The following is a 23515-nucleotide window of genomic DNA, read 5'->3' as shown; positions in this document are numbered from 1 at the left end:
TTATTTCTCTAATTTCTTGATGTGGTGGGAATAGATAAGTTGGCCGTTGTGGTCAATAAAGCGAAAGGTTAATAACGCATTATTAAGGCTTACGGCAACGAAGCCACCGGTAGATTTTGCAAATTGGGTAAAGTCGTATTGCCCCACAGGGCGCACTTCAGAGCCGCCGCCAGAGACAATATGCACCAGTTCGCTGCCCGCAATTTGATTATGTTGTAAATCGTGCTCATGCCCTGCGATATAGGCATTCACCTGATATTTTTCAAAAATAGGTTCAAGCACGTCTTTAATGGCGTCCGTTTTTCCGTAGCGCTTACCGCTGGAATAAAGAGGATGGTGCCCTATAACAATTTTCCATGTGGCCTGGCTGTTAGCCAATTTGTCGTTAATCCACGCCAATTGTTCTTCATGCCCCTGTGAATAGGCGTTGCGATATTTTTCTTCAAACGCATAGTCAGGGTTTAGCGGGCTGGTGTCGATAAACAGCAACTGAACCTGTTGCTGGTTGTCCAATGTGATGTACTTTTCATAATACTGCGAAGGCATTTGCCAGCGACGGCTAACCTGGCTGTAATCGATTTGCGCTTGCCAATTTCCTCGATAATCATGGTTGCCTAGCACTGGGTACCAGTCAATAAACAAATGTGGATAGTGATAGATGTTTTCAAAGGAGGTTATCCAATAGGGGTCGTGTATTGATGCAACACCATTGTCGTAGAAATTGTCGCCCGTGGTCACAATAAACTCGGCATCCAACTGATAACTGGCGATATCTAACCATTTCGCCACCTCTTTTTGATAAAAATGGCCGTTTCTGCCCCAATCGCCCAGTACCAGAAAGGAAACCCCTTGGGCTTCTGTGGGTACGCCTTTAATAGCATGTTGTTTGTAATAGTCTAATGAAGTGGTTTGCGCTGAACATAGTGAACAGGCCAATAACCAACCTAGTAAAAATAGTCGCATGAAGTTGTCTCTGTTGTATCGATAGGGTGCGCTCACGCGCACCCGCTTAGCTTGGTATAGGGCAAATAATTAGCGTAGCTGCCACGTAAAGCCAACTTGGTAAGTGCGGCCATATTCTTCATATTGCGCATTTTTGTTGCGCGTATCGAAGTAGTTGTAGAAAGGTTCATCGGTGAGGTTAACGGCATTGAAGTACAATTGCATGTCGTCGTTGATAAAGTACTTAGCCATGAAGTCCACCTGGGTGTGATCATCTTCAAAGCGCAGCATATCGCCGTCAATTTCTTCAAAGTTTTCGCTCTTATAGGTCATGGCTAAGCGTAAACTAAAGGCGTTAGCTTCGTAGCCGAACGTGAGGTTACCCACCCGATCTGACTGGTTCGGCAATTGCGTTTCGTAGGTTTCACCTTCCAGATAAGTGGTGGCTTCTGAGTCGGTAAAGGTGGCATTGGCGGCCACTAAGAAACCGTTATTAAATGCCTTCACCCACGATAGCTCTAAGCCGTGTAAGGTGGCGGTGTCACCATTAATAGCTTGTATTACCTCGTCGTAACCTTCCCAGCCTTCTGTGCCCGCTACATCGGCAAATACAACAAAGTTGTCGATATCTTTGTAGAAGTAACCTGCTGATAATACGCCAATGTCGCCTGGGTAGTATTCCAATGCAATGTCGATGTTCTGTGCTTCATACGGATTTAGCTCAGGATTACCCACTTCAGCTTCGCGCTCAGTAACAAATTCGCCATCATCTTCTTCGGTTTTACTTTCAATGATTTGAAAGGCCGCCACATCTTCGAATTTAGGGCGAGAAATGGTTTGTGTATAGGCGCCTCTAAGTTGAAGCTTTTCAGAAAAGCTGTAACGCACGTTGATGCTTGGCAGCCAATGATCGTAATCTTTGTCAGAAGCCCAAGGGGTGTTAACCACTTCTTCAACATCAGTTTCTTCATTTTCGATTAGCTCTACACGCATTCCCTCGGTGGAGAAATCTGTGCTTTCATAGCGTACACCTGCCACAATGTGCCAGTTGTTAATATCCACACTGCCCATGACGTAGGCGGCAAAAATATCTTCTTGGTTAACATAGGTTGCGCCATTAGATTCAATTTCTGAATCGAGTTCAGCCAACTCTAGGTTACTGCGGTTAGTGTTAAAGAAATCTCGCAGTCCAGTACGATCTAAACTTGGGCCAAAGTCACCTAGGCTGTAGTCTGGCGACGCACCCGCAAAATCAGCGGGGGCAATATCGTCAAAATCACCATCATAAATGAAGATTTGGCTATCTCTGTCTTTTTCTCTGGTGCGATACTTAGTCCCCATTTTTAACTCACCTTTATAGTCACCTAAGGTGATAGGGCGAGTTAAATCAAGTTTGAAGCTGGTTTCCGTATCTTTTGTGTAGTTATCTTCAAACGCGATTTCATCCAGTTCATAGGTAGACAAATCCATGGCGTCAGCATCTTGGGTGACCTGTGGGATCATGGTTTCCAAATTACTTTCAATGCTGTCGTTTTCGGTGACGAAATCGTAATAGAGCGCATTAGGTTCATCTTCATCCGACATTGCATAGCCAACTTGCCAATCTGCCTGCCACGTGTCGAGTTGATGCTCACCGCCTAAGGCTACAGTAAATATACTTTGGCTTTCGTATCTGTCTTTGCTTGAACGAACAATTTCTGAGTCTTCACCGTCGAAGGTAAAGGCATTCGCCATACGGTACTCATCGTCTGAAAACTCACTGTACAAAGTGCGCAAGAAGTATTGGTTATTAAAATCGGGACGGTAATCAAAGTTTACCGCTGCACCCAAACGTTCGCGGGTAATAGAATAATGACGTTGTTCAACTTCATCATCGCCATTGCTTTCTATGTTGTCAGACCCAAACTCACGGTCGAAGTAGGACAGGGCCGCGGCCACGCCAAAGTCGGGGGTGATTTTTTGCGTAAACGTGCCAGAGATCTTAGGGCTAGTTTCGTCGCGCAGGTCATTTTGACTGGCTTGTACGGTCACGCTGGCGGTGTCTTGCTGCTTATCAAATGCGCTAACGCTCTTTACAGACACAGAGCCGCCAATGGCATCACCGTCCATATCTGGCGTGACGGATTTAGATACTTCTAGCGTTTGAATGAGTTCTGAAGGAATAACGTCTAGCGCCACAGAACGCACGCCAGATTCTGGTGATGGAATGTTTAACCCGTTAATTACCACATTATTCAGGTTAGGGTCGATACCGCGAATGCCAACAAAGCGTCCTTCACCTTGATCTCGTTCTATGGTGAGGCCAGGCAAACGTTGGAGGGACTCTGCAGCATTTTGATCGGGGAATTGACCAATGGCGTCAGCAGAAACCACATTTGAAATTCTATTCGACACACGTTGCTGGTTGATTGCGCTGGCTTGACTACTACGTTGGCCCAGCACCAGTAACTCTTCTAACGTATCGTCTTCACCTAATACGACAACCGGCGTAATGGTTTGGTCATCAGAAACCGTAATAGGAATACGCTTGGTTTGCTCACCAAGGTAACTCACTTCAAGGGTATATTTGCCCGCAGGGACAGAAGGAAAACGGAATGAACCGTCGCGGCGAGATTCTGTCACCAAATTTAATTCTTTGATTTTAATTTTTGCGCCCACGTAAACCCGCGCTTCGGCGCTGTCATTAATTTGCCCGGCAATAGCGCCATCCCCAGCAAGGGCTTGCTGAGAAATAGACATGCCTAACGCAGCGATACAAGCAATCGTTAACGGTTTAAGACGATTATTCATTTTCATTATTTATCCATTTTCTAAGTATGAAGAGTGCGATGCATGGCTAAAGTAGAAAGCGCATGTGACATTTCTGTGACGTAGGGGAGATAAAAAACCAAGGAATGATGGATTTTAGCCTTAGATAAAAAACAGTGAGCTAAAATGACCCGTTATTAAGTTTATGAATTTAAATGAAATAATTGGATTTTATCGTGGCTTTTCCTTTCGCTGACATCCGCTTGTCATATTCGTGAGCCAAAGTGACCCTCGACAATACCTGTGAAAGTGGGATATTTCACAGAAAATTTAACCTTGAGTTTTGCATGTTCAAATTACGTAATCACACCCAGTTTGGCCACCATAAAGGGTGGTTAGTGTTCACCGTCGCCGTGTTATCTCTGGCACTGGTGTTAAGTCTTAATGCGGGTAGCCCGAAGCTATTTGCTGAAATTTCATGGCTAGACATACTCGGGGAAGGCAGCATTGTTTTACTGACCTTGGCGTGGATCTTATCTGCATTGGCGAGCCGGCCACCAGGCAAAGTGACGCGCTATATTGTGATTGGCCTGGGGTGTATTTTATTTTCGGCCAGCCTCGATTTACTCGATGAATTTCTGCGTTATCCCCCTGCGTCCCATTGGCTCAGTATGATTGAATCTTTTCCTGCTGTAGTTGGAATGTTGGTGATGACCGGGGCCTTGTATTTATGGCACCACGAACAGCGGGCGATTAATATTCAGTTGCGACGAAGAGAGTGGGATTATCGCGATCATGGTGAAATAGACCCCATTACGCAGCTTTATCGCGGGGAGTATTGGCAAGCCCGCGCGGCAGCGTTTCAGGAAAGTGGGGGGAACGGTTATGTTGCCATTATAGATATCAATGACTTTTCCTACTTTAACGAGCGCTACGGGCAAGCTGAAGGTGACCGATATCTGCATGAAGTGGCGCAATTACTTATTATGAATTTACGGCAGCAAGATTTGGCCTGTCGGTATGCCGGGGACAGATTCGCGCTTTTATTGCCCGACGTATGTGAAACCCAAGCCTATAATATTGTGAAACAAATTTGCATCAGTATTGAGCATGTCGCTTTTAGACATCAAGCAAGTGCAGAGGCGATTTATACCAGTGCCCGCGCCGAAGTGGCTCAGCTTACGCCAGTATCCCATTTACCCAACATTCTTAGAGGTATGTTGGGTAAGTTAGAGAAAGGCCAGAGGACTGCTGCCTAATGGCACTGACGTCGCCACCGTTGCCAGTTAGCAAACACGATAAGGTGATCCCCGGTTATCACTTTGTGTGCGCCGTGTTAGCTATTGCTGAACCTCGGGGCGTGTCTGTGCATAAGTTATTGAGAGGCACAGGGATATTTGACGATGCGATAACCCCTAATTTGCGGGTAAGTGGTAAACAACTTATCGCCTTAATAGGCAATGTACAAAGCTATTGTAAAGCGAAAGACGCCAGTTTTCTTATTGGTAAGCATTTGGCCAATGCCTTGCTAAACCATGAATTTTCGTCCATCAAAGACGCGGGCAGCCTCACTCAGGTGATACGACTGGTCACCACACAGCGTTGGCTGTGTTTACCGTTAGTGTCTTTTGCACGCTATGAAGTGAATGAGAATAGTCTGTGGGTAGCAAGGGATGCCATGGGGTGCAGCAAAATTTGGCCATTTGTAATGCAAATTAGCCTATCCATGTTAGTGGCATTTGCGAAAGCGAGCAGTAAAACCCGCCTGCCGTTTCATTTTGGTATGACGGCATCTCGGCCACGTAATATTGAAGATTTTGAAACCTATTTAGGTTTGCGATTAAATTTTAATGCTCCTTTTATGTCGTTGATGCTGCCTAAAGGAAGTGTGCTGGCCCCCTTTGAACGCGGGAATGTGGGTGGGGAAGCCCAGCATGGCTCTTTCGTTGAGCCTGAAATTGGCACCCATACCAGCAGTGACGCTACACTGAGTATACTCGATAAGGTGAGATTACTTACTGAGCATAATTTGCACGCCAGCTTGCCCGATGCGGCCGCTGAGTTTTCAATGAGTGCAGCCACCTTTAAGCGTAAACTAAAAGAGCACGAATACAGTTATCGTGCGCTTACAGAAGAAGTAAGGCGAGAGCAGGCAATCGTATTGTTGGCAATGAAAAAGCTTAACAATGAACAAAGTGCCTCTGAAATGGCATTTTCCGATTTGCCTAATTTTAGGCGGGCGGTTAAGCGACTGACGGGCCATACGCCAAGTGAACTAAGGGCGCTATAATTACTTTGCTTTAGCCAAAAAACCTTTTATCCTCTTAGGCTTATTTTGCAAACCATAAATTACCTAAGTGAGCGCTGTGCAATCTTCTACGTCACCTAACGATTTGTCCTCCCCAAAGGCTATGCCTTTAGCCCCTAACTTACTGGGCTTAACCCCCATTTTGTTGTTTGTAGTGCTGGTGGTAGCAACAGGCCTACTTACCAACGATATAACGGCTATGCCCATCTTGGTGGCGTTTTTTATTAGTGCGGGGTATGGATTGTGTTTAAACCCGAAGGGAAAAAAAGAGACATTTGCTGATAAAGTTCAAACGTTTTGCAAAGGCGGCGGTGATAAAAATATCATTTTGTTAGTGCTGATATTCTTACTTGCTGGCGCATTTTACGCGGTCACCATCGACATTGGTGCCCGTGATGCCACGGTTAATATGGCACTTCAGTTTGTGCCTAGCGCCATGATTTTACCGGGGCTTTTCCTCATTTGCTGTTTTATTTCTTTTGCAATGGGCACCTCCATGGGCACCATTACTGCCCTTTCACCCATCGGCGCTGGCTTGGCTACCAGTTTGGGATTACCCATTGAGCTAGCCCTTGGTATTGTGGTGGGTGGCGCAATGTTTGGTGACAACCTGTCTTTTGTATCAGATACCACTATTGCTGCAACCCGAACACAAGGGGTGATGCTTAAAGACAAATTCAGGGCAAATTTAATGGTGGCGTTACCGGCGTGTTTAGTGACGCTGGCCTTATTGTTATTCATTGATGTTGATACGTCTGAGTTGGTTGAGGCCGGCGCATATGACCTATGGCGCATTTTACCTTACGTACTTATTATTGTATTTGCACTTACCGGCTTTAATGTGATTACTGTATTGGCGGTAGGCATTATTACCGCTTGTGTGGTGGGCTTAGTTCAAGACAGTTTCACCGTGCTTACCATGATGCACAGTATTCAAAAAGGCATGGGCTGGATGCAAGATTTGGCCATGATTGCTATTACCATTGGAGGCATAGTGGCACTTATGCATGCTAATGGTGGGATAGCTTGGCTTATAGACAGGCTTACCCGTCGAGTAAGCAGCAAAAAAGGGGCAGAGTTCAGTATTGCTGGTTTGGTCAGTTTCTTAGATGTGACAACGGCAAACAATACGATTGCCATCGTGACCGCCGGCCCCATTGCCCGTGATCTTAATGAAAAGTATGGCGTTGATCCTAGACGCACCGCCTCACTGCTTGATATTTTCTCATGCAGCTTTCAAGGCTTAGTCCCCTATGGCGCACAATTATTGAGCGCTGCTGCCGTTGTCGGTATTTCGCCACTAGCGATAACACCTTATTGTTGGTATCCCATGCTTATTTTCGTGTTCGGCTTACTGGCTATTTGGTTTAACTTTCCCCAATTCAGCCAAAAAAATGATGACGGGCTAAGCCAAGCTTAGGCCGTTATCAGAATTACGCTGGAAATTTCGGTCGGCTTCTTCTAGGATCGTCATCCTTTTTATCACTGCCTTTCAGGGCAAGCCTTACATTAGTCATTAGGATGTTATTTTGTCTGCACCCATTGCGATTAAACCGCTCTACGAACAACTGGATAACTGCTTAATTAACGATAAATTCAGGCTTAAGCGTCGAATTCAGCAATTAGCGAAGCAGATAAAAGACAAGGGTGATAAATCGGCAAATAGCGCGGGGGATGAGCGGCTTGCCGCAGAGCATGAAAAATTGCTCGCAGACCTTCAAAAGTCGTTGTCAGCGTGTGAACTTCGCCAACAAAATTTACCAGAAGTAAGCTATCCGCCGCTGCCGGTGAGTGACAAAAAAGACGATATTAAGGCCGCCATTGCCGCGCACCAGGTGGTGATTGTGGCGGGTGAAACCGGCTCGGGTAAAACCACCCAGTTGCCTAAAATATGCCTTGAGTTAGGGCGGGGCGTGAAGGGCATGATTGCCCATACACAACCACGGCGACTGGCTGCGCGCAGCGTAGCCACACGTATTGCTGAAGAGTTGAACACACCGTTAGGTGAAAAAGTAGGGTTTAAAATCCGATTTAGCGATCAGGTGAGTGAACGTAGCTACGTGAAACTCATGACGGATGGAATGTTGCTCGCTGAAATGCAACAAGACAGGTTTTTAAATCAATATGACACCATTATTATTGATGAAGCCCACGAGCGCAGCCTAAACATTGATTTCTTGCTTGGTTACTTGAAACAACTATTGGCGAAGCGCCCCGATTTAAAGCTTATTATTACCTCAGCGACTATCGATCCGCAGCGCTTTTCTCGGCACTTTAATCGTGCCCCTGTAATTGAAGTTAGTGGCCGAACTTACCCCGTTGAAATTCGCTATCATGACCCCGACGAAGCGAATAATGATGGCGATCAAAGTGATGCCATCGTTAAAGCGGTTGATGAGCTTATGGGCGAAGCGCCTGGGGATATTCTGGTGTTTCTGAGTGGAGAGCGCGACATTCGCGATACCCAAGATGCCTTAAGCCGCCAACAATATCGAAATACCGAAATAGTGCCCCTGTACGCAAGATTGTCAGCGGCGGAACAAAACCGAATTTTTCAATCCCATACGGGCAGGCGCATTGTTCTAGCAACCAACGTTGCGGAAACCTCGCTGACAGTACCGGGTATTAAATATGTCATCGACCCAGGGACTGCTCGTATTTCTCGTTATAGCGCGAGAAGTAAAGTACAGCGCTTGCCAATTGAACCCATTTCACAAGCTTCAGCCAACCAAAGGGCAGGGCGATGCGGTCGTGTGTCTGATGGTATTTGTATTCGTTTATACAGTGAACAGGATTATTTAGGGCGTCCAGCTTTTACTGACCCAGAAATTCTGCGTACTAATTTGGCGTCGGTTATTCTGCAAATGTTGGCGTTGGGGTTAGGTGATATTGCCGCGTTTCCTTTTGTACAGCCACCTGACAATAGAAACATTAACGATGGCTTTAGGTTGCTTGAAGAAATTCAAGCCATTGGAAAAAGCAAAGGCCGCATGCAGCTTACTAAGTTGGGGCGTCAGATTGCCCGCCTTCCTATTGACCCCCGTTATGCGCGTATGGTGGTAGAAGCAGAGCGTACCAATGCACTGCAAGAGGTTATGGTTATTGCGGCAGGCTTGTCCATTCAAGACCCACGAGAGCGTCCACAAGATAAACGCCAGCAAGCCGACGAAAAGCATGCCGAATACGCCGACAAAGACTCAGACTTTATCAGTCTCCTTAACGTATGGAACGGCTTTAGAGAACAACAAAATGCCCTTAGCCAAAATCAATTACGAAAATGGTGTAAACAGCAGTTTATCAATTATTTGCGTATGCGCGAATGGCAAGACATTGTAAGCCAATTAAAGAAATCCATTGCTGAGTTAGGCTTTGGCATTGTTAAACAAGAGGCCGACTACCAGTCTATTCATCAGGCCATTGCCAGCGGTTTATTGTCTCACTTAGGCTTTAAAGATAAAGACAGAGAGTACTTAGGTTCTCGCAATACCCGCTTTATGATTTTCCCCGGTTCAGGGTTAGCAAAGTCACAACCCAAGTGGGTCATGGCTGCGGAGTTAGTCGAAACGTCAAAATTGTTCGCCCGTATGGTCGCGAAAATTGATCCTACGTGGATAGAGCCCTTGGCGGAACATGTGACGCAATCTAGCTTCTCTGAGCCCCATTGGTCGAAAAAACGCGGGGCGGTAATCGCGTTTGAGAAGGTTACCCTGTTTGGTTTACCCATTGTCATGAAACGGGCCAAAGTGTATAGCCAAATTGACCCACCAGTGTGTCACGACTTATTTATTCGCGAAGCCTTGGTAGAAGGTAATACCAAATTAAATTTTGCCTTTCTTAAGGACAACCAAGCGCTTCTAGCACAAGCGGATGAATTTGAGCAAAAGACCCGTCGCAGGGATTTAATCGTTGATGATGAGGAGCTAGTTAGCTTCTACGCCTCACGAATTCCTACCGATGCCAATAACGAGGCCGGGTTCAAAAAGTGGTTTAAGCTGAAAGGAAGCAATGATGCGCTGACCTTTAGTGAAGACGACGTTTACAAGCAGCAGCCAGGCCAGGCGATTGAAAACGCGTTTCCTGATGTTTGGCGTCAGGGCAATATTACCTTACCTTTGCGCTATCACTTCGAACCGAACGCTGAGGATGATGGGGTGACGGTGCTTATACCTTTGCCCGTGTTGAATCAAGTAGAAGAGGTAGGCTTCGATTGGCAGGTTCCTGGGTTACGCCATGACCGCATTGTGGCCATGATTCGTTCACTGCCAAAGCGTTTACGTCGTAATTTTGTGCCTGCCCCGAATTTTGCCGATGCTTGCATGGCCGATATGAGTGAAACCGATAAAAACGGGCGTCCTATATCGCTAGTGGAAGCAGTAACGCATAAGCTTCGTAAAATGACCGGTATAACCATTGATGAAGAAGAGTGGAATTTTGCTGCGCTAGATAAGCATTTAATCATGCATTTTGCGGTGGTGGATGATGATGGCAATGTGATTGCTAAAAACGACACTTTGCATGAGTTGAAACAAGCTTGTGCGGGGCAAGTTAAGCAAACCTTTGAAAAAGCAGCCACCCCAGAGTTAGAGCGAAATGACTTGGTGGAATGGGATTTTGATCGCTTACCCACCACTTTTGTGCAAAAGGTAGGCGGCTTTGAGGTTCAGGCATTCCCAGCATTAGTTGAGCGCGGGGACAAAGTTGATATTGCGCTGATTGATGAACAAGAAAAAGCGCAGGCATTGCATCGAAAGGGGGTCAATGTTCTGATTAAAAACGCCATGCCTTCGCCGTTAAATTATTTGCAAAGCAAACTGCCAAATAAAGCGAAGCTGGGTTTGTATTTCAATCCTTTTGGGCAAATAAAAGCGTTAGTTGATGACTGCATCTTTGCCGGTATTGATGCGTTGGTAGGCGACTATACGCAGCAGCATCAAACTGACGTGCGAAGCAAAGCCGACTTTGACGCATGTGTGGATGAAGTCAGAGCAAATATAAACGACAGGGTACTGCATATTGCCACTCAGGTTGAAAAAGGGTTAACCCTTGCTCATCAATGCCAAAAGCAAATGAAAGGGAATGTGCCGCTTACTATGATTAATGCATTGGGTGATTGTAAGGCGCACCTCGCGTCTTTGGTTTTCCCTGGTTTCGTCTCATCCATTGGTGAAGCAAGGCTTGATGATTGGAATCGATACATAACAGGGCTTTCCCGTCGTTTGGAAAAGCTGCCTATCGATCCGAATAAAGATCGCATGCACCAAATGACCATTGAAAAAGCCACGGCTGAATGGGAAAAAGCGTGCGCTAAATATCCAAAAGGGAAGGTTCCTCAAAGGCTGCTGGACGTGCGCTGGATGATAGAGGAATTGCGTGTGTCGTTATTTGCGCAGCAATTAGGAACGGCATACCCCATTTCGGCAAAACGAATTTCACTTTTTTTGGCTGACTTTTAATCGCGCTAGCAACATGAATACTAAGTGTTTTTTTCAACACTTTGTGATGCTAGCCAATGCCGCGCGAAGGGATATTTGCTTGGCCAGATTGACAACGGCAGCGCATCGCCCTATAACAAGAAGAGCGTTTGAGGTTTACGGATAAGGTATCAGGAGAAGTAGAGATGTTGGGATATGACGATAAGCGCAATTTTTTCAGGATGATGGTAAATTCGCCTTGTCAGTTGCAGGTTACCGACGATGAATCAAGTCGTACAATGCAAGCCATGTGTAAGGACATTAGTGCGACGGGTATGTCACTAGAAGTTGATGAGCCATCCATCGAAATTGGCACCCAAGTGAGTGTTGCTATTGACTCACCCAGCTCTCAAGTTCCTTCTCTTGCTGCCATTGCCACTGTGGTGCGCTGTGTGCCAGAAGGCGACTCTAGTTGTATTGTTGGCGTTGAAATTTCTGAGATGAAATAACACCCTTTTGGGTTATTTCAGGGCAGGGGCACAGTATTGATGAGGCTGTGCTAAAAGGGCGAGAATAGGGCTTACCTGTCTCGCCTTTTTGTTGATTCTAAAAATACAATTAACGCATTCAATTAAATCGTTTGTCTTTTTCTTTCCTATTCGATAATAATTCTCATTAACATCTTTTGAGAGCTTATTCAGGAACCATCATTATGAAAAAGACAATCACTTTTGCCGTTATGCACTTTTCCGTGGCATTTACCGTGGCGTACTTGTTAACAGGCAGCCTTGTCGTCGGTGGCGCAGTGGCGCTTGTTGAACCGGCGATTAACACGGTGGCATTTTATTTCCACGAACTGGTATGGAAAAAAATTGAAAGCACTAAGGCCGATAACCAGCAAGAAGAAGGGTTCGGCCAAGCGATGACATTGGCGTCTTAATTTCACCGTTTAGTGGCAAGCTATGCCGTAGATGACTTTGCTTTGCCTTTCATTACTGTGGTGATAAGAGAGCCCAATTGTGTTAATCAGTGACTTCGCACACCAAGCCTTTGAGATAATATCCTTCAGGGTAGCTGCCAATAATAGGGTGGTCGGAGGCTTGGCTTAAACGCCCCACAATTTTAATGGTTCGCCCCGCGTCAAGGGCAGCATCTGCCACAATTTTCTGAAATAAATCGGCAGGCATTAACCCTGAACAACTAAACGTAAGTAACAAGCCTCCAGCTTTAACGGCATGAATGCCATACATATTGATATCTTTGTACCCTCGCGAGGCTCTATTTAACGTAGCTTTACTGTCGACAAATTTTGGTGGGTCAAGAATGACCATGTCAAATTGTGTCCCCTCTTCGTGATAGGCTCGCAGTGCTTTAAATACGTCTTTGTTCACATAGTGACTTTTACTGGCATCGAGATTATTGATGTCCACATGATGTTTGGCCAAATCTAGCGCGGGTTGCGACACATCCACATTAGTCACCGAGGCTGCACCACCGGCCAATGCATAGCATGAAAATGTGCCCGTGTAGCTGAAGCAGTTTAAAACGTGAGCATCTTTCGCAAAATGACCGGCCGCGGCGCGGCTGTCTCTTTGGTCTAAATAAAACCCTGTTTTATGACCATTAACAATATCCACCACGATGGATAAGCCATTTTCTTTTACGGTAACTTGCTCGGGCGGATTACCAGCCAATACACCAGTGACAGGGGCGAGACCTTCCTTTTTCCTTACGTCTACATCACTTCGCTCATACACATGGGTGTCAGGTAAAAGCTTGGTGATGGCCCACACAATTTTATTTCGGTGCTTTTCTGCGCCCGCGCTTAACAGTTGAACCACGGCAACATTGTCGTACACATCAATAGTGACACCGGGTAAGCCATCGCTTTCCGACGCAATCCAGCGAAAAGCGTTGGTTTGAGTGGGGTCGAAAAGCCGCCGTCTTAGTGACAGAGCAGCGTCCATTTTTCTTAAGAAAAAGCCGTTATCGATACTTTCCTCTTTTTTAAACGTCCACATGCGAACACGAATTTGCGAATCAGGCGAAAAAGCACCGCGGCCCAACCAATCACCATTAGCATCAAACACCTCTACGGTATCGCCACTTTTGGCGCGCCCTTTGACTTCGGCAATGGCGCTTTCAAATACCCAAGGGTGACGGCGTCTAAGGGATTTATCTCTATTCGTGTTCAAAACGATGTGTGCTGACATGTGACTCTCTGTTTTCGTATATCGCTAAGGCAAGGGGGCAAACGTTGCGACACCCTCCGAAGTGCAAAGTCTCGCACCCGCCTGTGTTTAGCGGCGAAGTATAGCGATTATTGCAATCCTGTGCGACCATTTACGCCTGAGTTAGACGCGGGATGGCCTAGTGTGTCAAAAATCTGTGTGCGATTTTCGCCATGCTTACGTATTAGCGTTATTCATTAGGTAAAAAGGAAAAACATGCGATTTGTCGACTACCAAAAAGGCGGAGAGCCTGATTCACTTTTTATTGCCCAAGCCGAAGCGCCTGCACTCACAGCGGGTAAGGTAAGGGTAAGGGTGCGTGGGTTTGGGATTAACCGTGCAGATACGTTACAGCGGCAAGGTCGCTATCCTCCACCGCCGGGGGAAAGTGAAATTTTGGGCCTTGAGGTTGCTGGCACAGTGATAGAGGTGGCTGATGATGTCAATCATTGGAAAGTGGGCGACAATGTATTTGGTTTAGTGGCCGGTGGTGGCTATGCGGAAGAAGTGGTGGTGCTAAGTTCTCATTTAATGCCAATGCCTGAAGCGCTTAGTTTTGCCGAGGCTGCTGGTTTAGCCGAAGTGTTTTTAACCGCCTTTCAATGTTTACGGACGATTGCCCATGTCAAACCCGCAGACAAGGTGTTAATACATGGTGGTGCGAGCGGGGTAGGTTTGGCGGCCACTCAGTTATGTCGGCTTTGGGGAATTGAGGCTGCCGTTACCGCGTCATCGCCTGAAAAACTAGCATACTGTGAACAAAATGGTGCCGCACTTTGCATAAACTACACTCAAGATGATTTTGCGAAAGTGATTAACCAAGCCTGGCCGGAAGGTGTCAGCATGGTATTAGATATGGTGGCGGGCGACTATCTTAATCGCAACCTGTCAGTGTTACGTCAAGACGGTATAGTGGTGTACCTTGCTATGCTTGCCGGGCGCTATGCCGATAATCTTGATATGGCGTTATTGCTGGGTAAACGTGCCCGAATACAGGGCACAACATTGAGAAACAGAAGCGATGAGTACAAAAGTCAGTTGGTGGCGGATTTTAGCGCCACTTGTTTACCGGCGTTCAACAGCGGTGCACTGAAGGTCAACATAGACACCCAATACCGTATTGACGATATTGCAAAGACGCACCAACGTTTAGAGCACAATAACACCCAAGGTAAACTTGTGGTGTGTTGGTCTTAAGCGCCCACGAAGCCTTCATCAGGTGTGGTGGGTTTCGATTCTGCGGCGGTGCGGGCTAAGGTATCGCATCGCTCGTTTTCAGGGTGGCCAGAATGGCCTTTAACCCAATGCCAGTTAACATTATGAGCTTTGACTGCTTCATCTAAGCGTTTCCACAAATCAGCATTCTTTACGGCTTTTTTATCTGCGGTTCGCCAGCCATTTTTTCGCCAGTTGTGGATCCATTGGTTAATGCCATTTTTCACATACTGGCTATCTGTAGTGAGTTCTACGTTGCAGGCTTCGGTTAAGCTATTGAGTGCTTCAATGGGCGCGAGTAGCTCCATCCGGTTATTGGTAGTGTGCGCAAAGCCATGGCTCAATTCCTTTCGATGCCCTTTGTAAATCAATACTGCGCCATAACCGCCCGGCCCAGGGTTGCCAAGACATGAGCCATCAGTAAATATGTGAATTGTTTTGTTTGACACAGCCACCTCTTAAATTTTTTATCGGAATTGCGCTTTTCCCTTAGCCTAGCGCAAAGGGGTTGATATACTAACAAAAAATATTCGTTGCAGCAGAGGTATCATGCGTCAGATTGTTTTAGATACAGAAACCACCGGTATTGAGCCTAAAGAAGGTCACCGCATCATTGAAATCGGGTGTGTAGAAGTGGTGAACCGTAAGCTAACGGGGAATCACTTTCATGTTTACATCAACCCTGGGCGTCAAATAGAACAAGAAGCCATAGAGGTGCACGGGATCACTAATGAGTTTTTGCAAGACAAGCCTGTCTTTGCAGATGTCGCTCAAGATTTCGTGAATTTTATCCGAGGCGCGCAACTGGTTATTCATAATGCGCCCTTTGACGTGGGCTTTATGGATCACGAATTTGCCATGGAGCCGTCCACGAAAGGTGTCGTGACTCGGGATATATGCGACGTTTTAGATACTCTGATGTTAGCGCGCAAGATGCACCCAGGGCAAAAAAACAACCTTGATGCATTGTGTCGCCGGTACGGTATAGACAACAGCCACCGAACACTGCACGGCGCGTTATTGGATGCTGAAATATTGGCTGACGTTTACCTGCTTATGACCGGTGGGCAAACTAAGCTTAAATTAGCGTCAAGTGGCAGTAGTGAAGGTGATAGTAATGAAGTACGTCCTATCCAACGTACTGCAAATAAATTAAAGGTTATTAAAGCCAGCGCCGATGAGTTACTACAGCATGAAGCGCGCCTAGATATCGTAAAAGATGCCGGTGGCAAATGCTTATGGCGTCCAGACAGCGTGGAGCCTTCGTAATCGAACGTACTTAGTACAGCTAAAAATATCGGCCACAGCAATTAGGTAATAGGAGAGCAGCGAGTGAAGGGGATGGGTAAATTATGGCGAATAGTATATCTGACATTACTGATATCCCTTCCGTCCTTGGCTCAGCAATCTGATGAGACAGGTAACGCTGCTGATGCATCATCGCCATTGTCTTCGCTAGGTGATGAGTACGAAAACTCAATTAAATTACTGCAAAATCGCTTCCGCGTGGATCACAACGTCAAAGAAGTGACGATGATTTTCTTTCGCGAGTACGGCTCAGCGCCGGTTGTACTCGTGCGCCCTGATGGCTCAAAGATATTTCAGGGGCGTTTTGATGAAGAAAAAGTGGCGTGGTATGACGCTGATACTTTCGACATGATTACCATTAAAGACCCTGTACCTGGTCCGTGGCAAGCCGTCGGGCAGGTGTTGCCGAATAGCCGCGTAATGGTTATTTCGGATATTGAGCTTAATGCGCAGCCTTTACCCCCAATATTGTTTTCAGGTGAAATTTTAAAATCTACGGCCTACCTCACCAATGGGGGAAAACCCATAGAAAATAGTTTGTTCAGAGATGTGGTAGAACTCAGTATCGATTTTCTGAGCACTAACAACCCTAACTTTGACAACTTTGCCACCAACGACCAAGAAATAGCCCGTTTCGAAGATAACGGTAGAGGCATGGATGAAAGGCCGGCCGATGGGGTATTTACAGGGCAATTCAACTTAAACATCGCGCCAGGCGAATGGAAGCCAAAGTTTACCGTTAAAACGCCAATGTTTACCCGTGAACACATTGACCCTCCGATAGTGCTGCATCCAAACCCTGTATTTATTACCGTGGAAACTGATGGAGGCGGTGAGGGTTACCATAAACTTATTATTGATGTGAATAGAGCGTTGGTGGACATTCAATCACTATTGATTGATGGCAAGGTGCGCTACCCCAATACCGATGTACAGAATTTTTCATTAACAGAAGGTGGCGATGAAGTGCGAGAACACCTTATTGTGGCTTATGAAGAAGGTATCTTTCGCATTAAACTTACTGCCTATGGAACCACCACCGACGGGCGCGATTTTATTCTCGATGTGCCGGAGTACAGTTTTTTGGCGGACGCCCCTGAGCCTGAAATTATCGACCCTTTGATTGATGGCGAAGACCCAATTGTTGACGGAAGTGAAGAAATACCTTTAATAGGGACGTCGTTTGAGTCGGACGAAGAGGTGCCCAGCGCGCCAGTTGAAGACAACATGGACTCGTCAACACTCATCATTTTATTAGCTGCCGTGAATGGCTCTATTTTGTTTATAGGCGTGCTTGCCGCCGTGTTTATTGTATTTAGGCGTCGTAAAGCCAAACAAAGACCTACTTTATCGGCTAAACAAGCGGCATCCGACAAAAAGCCGGTGACTGAAGAAGGATTGTCTCTTGAGGCGGAACCGAAAGGTTTGAAAAAGTGGTTGGGCATTTTTAGCAAGAAAAAATCGTAACCCCTTCACGTGGCATTGTCGATTAATTGCCCTTCATTGAATTATATTTCGACATTGTGACTAATTTACAGCCAAACAGTGCTCAGATGACAATTTTATTGCTAAAAAGCGTTGACTCCACTTAGGGGAATACGTATTATCTGCGCCGCAGTGAGGGCACGGGGTTAAAGCAACCCAATCAACTCACTGATAACATTGAAAATGTGGAGCGGTAGTTCAGTTGGTTAGAATACCGGCCTGTCACGCCGGGGGTCGCGGGTTCGAGTCCCGTCCGCTCCGCCACTTTCAATGGTATAACTAAAAGGTCTTCGGAGCGGTAGTTCAGTTGGTTAGAATACCGGCCTGTCACGCCGGGGGTCGCGGGTTCGAGTCCCGTCCGCTCCGCCATTTAGTTATACAGCGCAATCTCGATTATGTGGAGCGGTAGTTCAGTTGGTTAGAATACCGGCCTGTCACGCCGGGGGTCGCGGGTTCGAGTCCCGTCCGCTCCGCCATTAATCGAGTATAAGCGCGCTTCCCATATTGCGGAGCGGTAGTTCAGTTGGTTAGAATACCGGCCTGTCACGCCGGGGGTCGCGGGTTCGAGTCCCGTCCGCTCCGCCATTTCAAGCACGTTTAAAGATGCGCAGTTCTGCGTATTTCCCCTTTCCAAAACACGTTTTTGTGTTGGCTTTTTGCCAATTTTTTTCGTATGTTCATTGACTTATCATAATTGCATGCAATGCTTATTGCTATGCTTAAGTTTTGATGTAATTTCCTTAAATGCCGTTGTATTTTTTCCTTCCCGTATTTTTATATGTGAGTCTTGCTTATGACTCGTAATGAACAAAAACAATTTTTTGTGGCGGATAATTTAAAAGCCGTTGCGGTATCTTTGTTGAGTGTTTCGCTGATTACCCTTTTGTTGGGCATATTGATGTTTGCAGTGATCCGAGGACAAGAAGAAGCGCGCGCCCGCGACATTTTAGACAGTGTAAGGGCTATTTTCCAAGACGCAGAACGCACGATTGATTACCTCAATATGTTGCCCTACGACACCTGTACCATGGAAAACTTGTCGGAAATGCGCAAAACCCTATTTCGCTCCCGCTTTGTAAAAGAAATTGGCTTCTATGAAGATGGACTTTTGGTGTGTAGTACGTATTTGGGGGTTTTAGACGAACCCTTCAAAGAAGCACCACCGGATTTCTACGCAGGATTAAATGATGCTTTTTGGATTAATACGCCCCTTAAATTATTTGAAGCGCAAGCCACAGGTACCATCGTCAAACGGGGAAAATACAACGCCGTGCTGAATATGGATGGGGTTGTAGGCTTTAGTAGTTCTCAAGACTGGCAACTTATATATAACGGCGAACAGTTTTATCATATTGCCGGTAACCCGCGTTTAATCGAAAGCACTGTCAATAAAGATGAACAACAGTATATAAACCGCTATTTCTCACTGACCTTCTTCATGTGTGATGAGCGGTATTCAAATACGTGTCTGAAAGTGCAATCAGACGAAGGTCGTTTGTTTAGTTTACACAACAGTAAGTTAGTTTTATTCATTTTTATTATGCTTACCACGGCGGCGCTATCGCACATGGTAACCTTTAATTATCTGCGCCGACGTCGGTCGATTGAATACAGAATTACAAATGGCCTTGCACACAATAAGTTTTTTTGCCTCTATCAACCCTTTGTGGATTTAGCCTCTAGACAGGTCATTGGCTGCGAAGTATTAAGTCGTTTTGAAGACGAATTTGGCCCTATCTACCCAGATGAGTTTATTTCACAGGTAAGAGAGCAGGAAAAAACCTGGGAATTTACCATGGTGATGATTAAATCAGCGATGGAAGAACTTAACGCAAACCCTGATATTCCCGAAGGATTTAAGGTTTCCTTTAATTTATTCCCTTCCGACTTTACTCGCGAAAGTGCGTTAGATCTTGATTGGATCTTAGAGATAAACGAGAAGAACTTTAAGATTGTGCTTGAGATCACTGAAGACGAGCAACTGGCAACTCACAGTGCGGTGAAGCATATTAAAGCCCTGAAAAGCAAAGGTTTCATGGTAGCCATTGATGATTTCGGCGTGGGGTATTCTAATTTAAGCCAACTTAAATCTCTTAATTGTGACTTCTTAAAGATAGATCGTAGCTTTGTAATGGACATGGAAGATAACAGTATTCGTTCTTCGCTTATTCCGCATATCGTCAATATTGCTGAAGGGCTTAATGTAACGCTTATTGCTGAAGGTGTAGAAAACATAGACCAGTGCAAAGAATTGAATGATATGGCGGTAAAATATGGCCAAGGCTGGTTATTTGGTAAACCACAAGCTGCGAAAAGTTTAGCTGCTGCGATTAAAGCGTCGACATAGCGGCTTTAAGCTATTGGCGCGGAAGGGCTTCCGCGCTACCATGCATGCATAAAGTAAAAGGACATAGAAAGTTGCATGCAAGACGTATTACATTGCCATAAAGTCAGTAAAACTTATGCGGATGGTGAAACCACTACCCCTGTATTACACCACGTCTCGTTGTCGGTAAAACCGGGGGAGCAAGTGGCAATTCTCGGTAGCTCTGGTTCGGGGAAGAGTACCTTGCTGCATATCCTTGCCGGTCTAGACAAACCCAGTGAAGGTGACGTCTTTTTCCAAGATAAAAAAATCACCGCATTAAATAGTGCCCAGCTGGCTGCCTTACGCAATCAGGAAATGGGCTTTATTTATCAGTTTCACCATCTTCTTGGTGAGTTCACCGCCTTAGAAAATGTGGCTATGCCGTTACGTATCGGTGGCGAAAGTGCCGCACGGGCGAGTCAGAAAGCCCAAGTGTTACTAGAAGAAGTGGGGCTGGCGCATCGTATGGCGCATTTACCTCACGCCTTGTCGGGAGGGGAGCGTCAACGAGTCGCTATTGCTAGAGCGCTCGTGAACGACCCTGCGGTTGTGTTAGCAGACGAGCCAACAGGTAATTTGGATGACTCTACCGGCGAACAGGTCTATCAATTAATTGAAAAACTCAGCCGCGATAAACAAACCGCGTTTGTGGTGGTGACTCATGACACCGCGCTTGCCTCTCGTATGGATCGTATCCTTCGCATAAAAGATGGCATTCTAAGTACGCAAAACTAGGGCAGGTTAACGTGAAACTAGCATGGCAGTTGGCGCGCCGTTTTCGGCATGCAAAAACGCAAAACAGGTTTATTTCCTTTATTTCCCTCTCTTCTACCTTTGGCATTGGACTAGGCTGCTTCGTTCTTATCATTTTATTGAGCGTGATGAACGGCTTCGAGCGTGAATTGACCCATCGAATTCTTTCGGTTGTAGCTCACGGTGAGCTTTACAGTGTGGATAGCACGGGGATTGAAAATTTAGACGCTCAATTGTATCGGCTCAATGACGACCCTCGGGTAGAAAGTGTTGTGCCTTACACCGAACTTACGGGTATGTTGCAGTTTAAAGGTGAGCTAAAGGCAGTTTCTCTTACTGGAATAGACGTTAATAATGACCCTAGTGCATTCAAACAACAAGTCAGCGAAGATAGCTGGCGCGCGTTTCAAGGCAATAAAGACGGGGTATTGGTGGGCAAGGGCATTGCCAATAAGTTGGGCATTTCAAAAGGCGATGCTGTGCAAGCATTGATTCCGGTTACCCATGCTGACTTGCGTTTTTCAGCGCCTACCACAGTAACCTTAATCGTGGCGGGTGTGATCAGTGTTGGCGGAGAGCTTGATAATCACATTGGTGTTATGCATTTAGCAAAAGCCTCTTCCGCTGCCGGTTTGACAGGGAAAGCCATGGGGCTTAGATTTCGCTTGTACGATCCTTTCTCTGCTTACAGCACCATGCGTGATATTGGCTATAGTTATCCGCAAGCGGTGTACATGTCTGACTGGACCCGCACTCAAGGGCACCTTTACAAAGATATACAGTTAGTGAGAACCGTGGTGTACATCGCGTTGGTTTTAGTGATAGCGGTGGCCTGTTTTAATATTGTGTCTTCGTTGGTGATGGCGGTAAAAGAAAAGCAAGCGTCTATTGCAATTTTGAAAACCATGGGGGCCTCAGACAGCTTAATTCGACAAACATTTATGCTGCAAGGGGCGTTGAATGGCCTCGTGGGTATGTCAGTCGGGGTGGGCTTAGCGGTTATCATCGCGCCTAATTTGTCGGCAATAGTGAAAAGTGTGGAAACGGCATTAGGCATTAGCCTGCTGTCTGGCGACATTTATTTTATCGACTTTTTGCCCTCGCAATTGCATTGGGCAGACGTTGGGGTAACCATAGTGGTGGCACTGACTTTGTCAGTGCTAGCCACATTATACCCAGCGCATAAAGCCGCCAAAATATCGCCTGCTGAGTCTTTGCATTAGTGATTAAATAGCAGGTAAATAAAAAGGGGCGATTCAGCCCCTTTTTTAATTAAATGTGAGTATGCATAGATTTATGCATCATTTTTATCGAAATGTTTAAAGTCGACATCTTCTTCTTTTTGCCCCGCTTTCGGGTTGTTGAAGACATCTTCATCTAACGCACCTTCACTCTTCGCCACTACGCATGACACCATACAGTCGCCGGTAATATTCACCGCCGTGCGGGTCATATCAAGGAGGCGGTCTACACCAATAATAAGTGCAATACCTTCCACTGGCAGGTTCACCTGCTGTAACACCATCGCCAACATGACTAAACCCACGCCGGGTACACCCGCGGTGCCAATAGAGGCTAAAGTTGCGGTAAGAATTACCATGAGGTAATCGCTCATCGATAAGTCTACACCGTAAACCTGAGCAATAAATACCGTGGCAACCCCCTGCATAATGGCTGTACCATCCATATTAATGGTAGCGCCAAGAGGGAGAGTAAATGACGAAACAGAGTTACCTATTCCCAACTTATTGCGTGCGGTCTCCATGGTGACTGGCAAAGTCGCACTGCTACTAGAAGTACTAAACGCGAAGATAGCCGCGTCGCGCATTTTGCGAAGCAGCATCAGCGGGCTTAATCCACTGAGGGTTTTAAGCAATACCGAGTAAGTCACTAGGCCGTGCAATATAAGCACCCCAAATACCAGGAAGAAGTATTTGGCTAGGCCCAATATGGTTTCCGCCCCTATGGTAGCGAAAAGTTTGGCCATTAACACGAATACACCGTAAGGCGCGAGGTTCATAATAATGGTAACCAAACGCATAACCACGGTATTCAAATCTTCAAATACTGCACTTAATCGCTTACCCGCTTCTCCGGTCATGGCCATAGCCACACCAAATAATACGGCAAACACAATAATTTGTAGCATGTTGCCTTGTGCCAACGAATTGACTGGGTTGCTAGGCACCATGTTAATAATGACGTCGCCCAAGCTCGGCGCTTCTTTCGCTTGATAGGTGGTGTCGGTGCTAAGACTTAGGCCTTCGCCTGGCGAAACCAGTAAAGCCATACTCATAGCCAGTGTGATAGCAATGGCGGTTGTGACAATATACAAACCAACCGATTTAATGCCTAAGCGACCCAATTTACTGGGGTCAGACAAGGCGCTGGTGCCACAGACTAAGGAAACGAAAACCAACGGGACAACCAGCATTTTTAAGCTGTCGATGAATATTTGGCCTAAGGTAGAAAATATACCTTCGACGAAAATGTCATACGTGGAAAGCGTCATACCGAATATCGAAAACTGAAAATCTCCGCTATCATCGAACAAGAGCTGGAGCAATAAACCAACAACAAAACCGGCAGCCATGCCGAAAAAGATCCTGGCGGTTAAACTATATTTATGTGCGGATTGAGACATTTAGATTCCCTGAGCATTTTTATATTTTTAGTCACAGTTAGTGTGCCAGATTCTTTTGATTTTTAAACATAAAAAACGACGCAATTGTCATTTATAGAGGTT

General features: G+C 46.0%; 17 protein-coding genes and 4 tRNA genes. 16 read left to right on the top strand and 5 right to left on the bottom strand.

The features are described 5' to 3' along the window. Both IUA53_RS11130 and IUA53_RS11125 read right to left on the bottom strand, forming a co-directional pair. Entirely contained in the window at positions 1 to 963 is a 963-nt protein-coding gene (locus tag IUA53_RS11130) for a metallophosphoesterase (RefSeq protein WP_044056862.1), read from the bottom strand. A 69-nt stretch (positions 964 to 1032) separates the two neighbouring features. Beyond that, positions 1033 to 3732, bottom strand: a complete 2700-nt coding sequence (locus IUA53_RS11125; protein WP_196899507.1) for a TonB-dependent receptor — start codon at positions 3730 to 3732, stop codon at positions 1033 to 1035. A 305-nt stretch (positions 3733 to 4037) separates the two neighbouring features. Here IUA53_RS11125 and IUA53_RS11120 point away from each other — a divergent pair, with 305 nt between their 5' ends. From IUA53_RS11120 to IUA53_RS11095, 6 genes are all read left to right on the top strand, one after another. Then, a complete protein-coding gene (locus IUA53_RS11120; RefSeq protein WP_044056863.1) occupies positions 4038 to 4949 on the top strand; it encodes a GGDEF domain-containing protein in 912 nt (303 codons plus the stop codon). Then, entirely contained in the window at positions 4949 to 5980 is a 1032-nt protein-coding gene (locus IUA53_RS11115; RefSeq protein ID WP_196897102.1) for a helix-turn-helix domain-containing protein, read from the top strand. The genes IUA53_RS11120 and IUA53_RS11115 overlap by 1 nt, the downstream gene beginning before the upstream one ends. A 121-nt stretch (positions 5981 to 6101) precedes the next feature. After that, positions 6102 to 7418: a Na+/H+ antiporter NhaC family protein gene (locus IUA53_RS11110; protein ID WP_196899505.1), complete on the top strand. Its 1317-nt coding sequence runs from the start codon at positions 6102 to 6104 to the stop codon at positions 7416 to 7418. A gap of 109 nt (positions 7419 to 7527) precedes the next feature. Further along, positions 7528 to 11451 (top strand): ATP-dependent RNA helicase HrpA, encoded by a 3924-nt coding sequence (hrpA, locus tag IUA53_RS11105; protein WP_196897101.1) that lies wholly within the window; start codon positions 7528 to 7530, stop codon positions 11449 to 11451. Positions 11452 to 11615: 164 nt separating this feature from the next. After that, the gene (locus IUA53_RS11100; protein WP_044056865.1) at positions 11616 to 11918 is read left to right on the top strand and encodes a PilZ domain-containing protein; all 303 of its coding nucleotides are present in this window, start codon (positions 11616 to 11618) and stop codon (positions 11916 to 11918) included. Between the two features lie 203 nt (positions 11919 to 12121). Further along, positions 12122 to 12349, top strand: a complete 228-nt coding sequence (locus IUA53_RS11095; RefSeq protein ID WP_044056866.1) for a DUF2061 domain-containing protein — start codon at positions 12122 to 12124, stop codon at positions 12347 to 12349. An 82-nt stretch (positions 12350 to 12431) separates the two neighbouring features. Here the strand turns inward: IUA53_RS11095 and IUA53_RS11090 are convergent, their stop codons facing one another. Beyond that, entirely contained in the window at positions 12432 to 13622 is a 1191-nt protein-coding gene (locus tag IUA53_RS11090) for a class I SAM-dependent rRNA methyltransferase (RefSeq protein ID WP_196897100.1), read from the bottom strand. 234 nt (positions 13623 to 13856) lie between these two features. On the opposite strand from IUA53_RS11090, the gene IUA53_RS11085 reads away from it, so the two are divergent. Continuing rightward, entirely contained in the window at positions 13857 to 14837 is a 981-nt protein-coding gene (locus IUA53_RS11085) for an NAD(P)H-quinone oxidoreductase (RefSeq protein ID WP_044447102.1), read from the top strand. Here the strand turns inward: IUA53_RS11085 and rnhA are convergent. Further along, positions 14834 to 15304 (bottom strand): ribonuclease HI, encoded by a 471-nt coding sequence (rnhA, locus tag IUA53_RS11080; protein ID WP_044056869.1) that lies wholly within the window; start codon positions 15302 to 15304, stop codon positions 14834 to 14836. The two genes, IUA53_RS11085 and rnhA, sit on opposite strands and share 4 nt — an antisense overlap. 100 nt (positions 15305 to 15404) lie before the next feature. On the opposite strand from rnhA, the gene dnaQ reads away from it, so the two are divergent. From dnaQ to IUA53_RS11035, 9 genes are all read left to right on the top strand, one after another. Next, positions 15405 to 16124, top strand: a complete 720-nt coding sequence (gene dnaQ, locus IUA53_RS11075; protein ID WP_044056870.1) for a DNA polymerase III subunit epsilon — start codon at positions 15405 to 15407, stop codon at positions 16122 to 16124. Between the two features lie 72 nt (positions 16125 to 16196). Next, positions 16197 to 17630, top strand: coding sequence for a TIGR03503 family protein (locus tag IUA53_RS11070; protein WP_196899504.1), 1434 nt, complete (start codon positions 16197 to 16199; stop codon positions 17628 to 17630). 205 nt (positions 17631 to 17835) lie between these two features. Beyond that, positions 17836 to 17912, top strand: a tRNA-Asp gene (locus IUA53_RS11065). A gap of 28 nt (positions 17913 to 17940) precedes the next feature. After that, positions 17941 to 18017 (top strand) — tRNA-Asp (locus tag IUA53_RS11060). 30 nt (positions 18018 to 18047) lie between these two features. Continuing rightward, positions 18048 to 18124: transfer RNA gene (locus IUA53_RS11055), tRNA-Asp, on the top strand. A gap of 32 nt (positions 18125 to 18156) precedes the next feature. Then, positions 18157 to 18233 (top strand) — tRNA-Asp (locus tag IUA53_RS11050). A 208-nt stretch (positions 18234 to 18441) separates the two neighbouring features. Next, entirely contained in the window at positions 18442 to 19995 is a 1554-nt protein-coding gene (locus IUA53_RS11045; protein ID WP_196897099.1) for an EAL domain-containing protein, read from the top strand. Positions 19996 to 20070: 75 nt separating this feature from the next. Further along, positions 20071 to 20751 (top strand): lipoprotein-releasing ABC transporter ATP-binding protein LolD, encoded by a 681-nt coding sequence (gene lolD, locus IUA53_RS11040; protein WP_044056873.1) that lies wholly within the window; start codon positions 20071 to 20073, stop codon positions 20749 to 20751. An 11-nt stretch (positions 20752 to 20762) separates the two neighbouring features. Continuing rightward, positions 20763 to 21992, top strand: a complete 1230-nt coding sequence (locus IUA53_RS11035) for a lipoprotein-releasing ABC transporter permease subunit (RefSeq protein WP_044056874.1) — start codon at positions 20763 to 20765, stop codon at positions 21990 to 21992. Positions 21993 to 22063: 71 nt separating this feature from the next. Here the strand turns inward: IUA53_RS11035 and IUA53_RS11030 are convergent, their stop codons facing one another. Further along, the gene (locus IUA53_RS11030; RefSeq protein ID WP_196897098.1) at positions 22064 to 23413 is read right to left on the bottom strand and encodes a dicarboxylate/amino acid:cation symporter; all 1350 of its coding nucleotides are present in this window, start codon (positions 23411 to 23413) and stop codon (positions 22064 to 22066) included. Positions 23414 to 23515: the final 102 nt, after the last annotated feature.

Origin of the sequence: Alteromonas sp. B31-7 (genome assembly GCF_015767655.1) — a bacterium.
GTDB lineage: Bacteria > Pseudomonadota > Gammaproteobacteria > Enterobacterales > Alteromonadaceae > Alteromonas > Alteromonas australica.
The sequence above is the reverse complement of the archived record's forward strand: the minus strand, read 5'-3'. Positions and strand labels throughout refer to the sequence as shown.

Coding starts and splice junctions, on each gene's coding strand:
- IUA53_RS11110 (WP_196899505.1), top strand. CDS start 6,102: ATGCCTTTAGCCCCTAACTTACTGGGCTTAACCCCCATTTTGTTGTTT.
- IUA53_RS11130 (WP_044056862.1), bottom strand. CDS start 963: ATGCGACTATTTTTACTAGGTTGGTTATTGGCCTGTTCACTATGTTCA.
- IUA53_RS11100 (WP_044056865.1), top strand. CDS start 11,616: ATGTTGGGATATGACGATAAGCGCAATTTTTTCAGGATGATGGTAAAT.
- dnaQ (WP_044056870.1), top strand. CDS start 15,405: ATGCGTCAGATTGTTTTAGATACAGAAACCACCGGTATTGAGCCTAAA.
- IUA53_RS11115 (WP_196897102.1), top strand. CDS start 4,949: ATGGCACTGACGTCGCCACCGTTGCCAGTTAGCAAACACGATAAGGTG.
- IUA53_RS11030 (WP_196897098.1), bottom strand. CDS start 23,413: ATGTCTCAATCCGCACATAAATATAGTTTAACCGCCAGGATCTTTTTC.
- IUA53_RS11085 (WP_044447102.1), top strand. CDS start 13,857: ATGCGATTTGTCGACTACCAAAAAGGCGGAGAGCCTGATTCACTTTTT.
- IUA53_RS11045 (WP_196897099.1), top strand. CDS start 18,442: ATGACTCGTAATGAACAAAAACAATTTTTTGTGGCGGATAATTTAAAA.
- IUA53_RS11095 (WP_044056866.1), top strand. CDS start 12,122: ATGAAAAAGACAATCACTTTTGCCGTTATGCACTTTTCCGTGGCATTT.
- IUA53_RS11090 (WP_196897100.1), bottom strand. CDS start 13,622: ATGTCAGCACACATCGTTTTGAACACGAATAGAGATAAATCCCTTAGA.
- IUA53_RS11125 (WP_196899507.1), bottom strand. CDS start 3,732: ATGAATAATCGTCTTAAACCGTTAACGATTGCTTGTATCGCTGCGTTA.
- lolD (WP_044056873.1), top strand. CDS start 20,071: ATGCAAGACGTATTACATTGCCATAAAGTCAGTAAAACTTATGCGGAT.
- IUA53_RS11070 (WP_196899504.1), top strand. CDS start 16,197: ATGGGTAAATTATGGCGAATAGTATATCTGACATTACTGATATCCCTT.
- IUA53_RS11120 (WP_044056863.1), top strand. CDS start 4,038: ATGTTCAAATTACGTAATCACACCCAGTTTGGCCACCATAAAGGGTGG.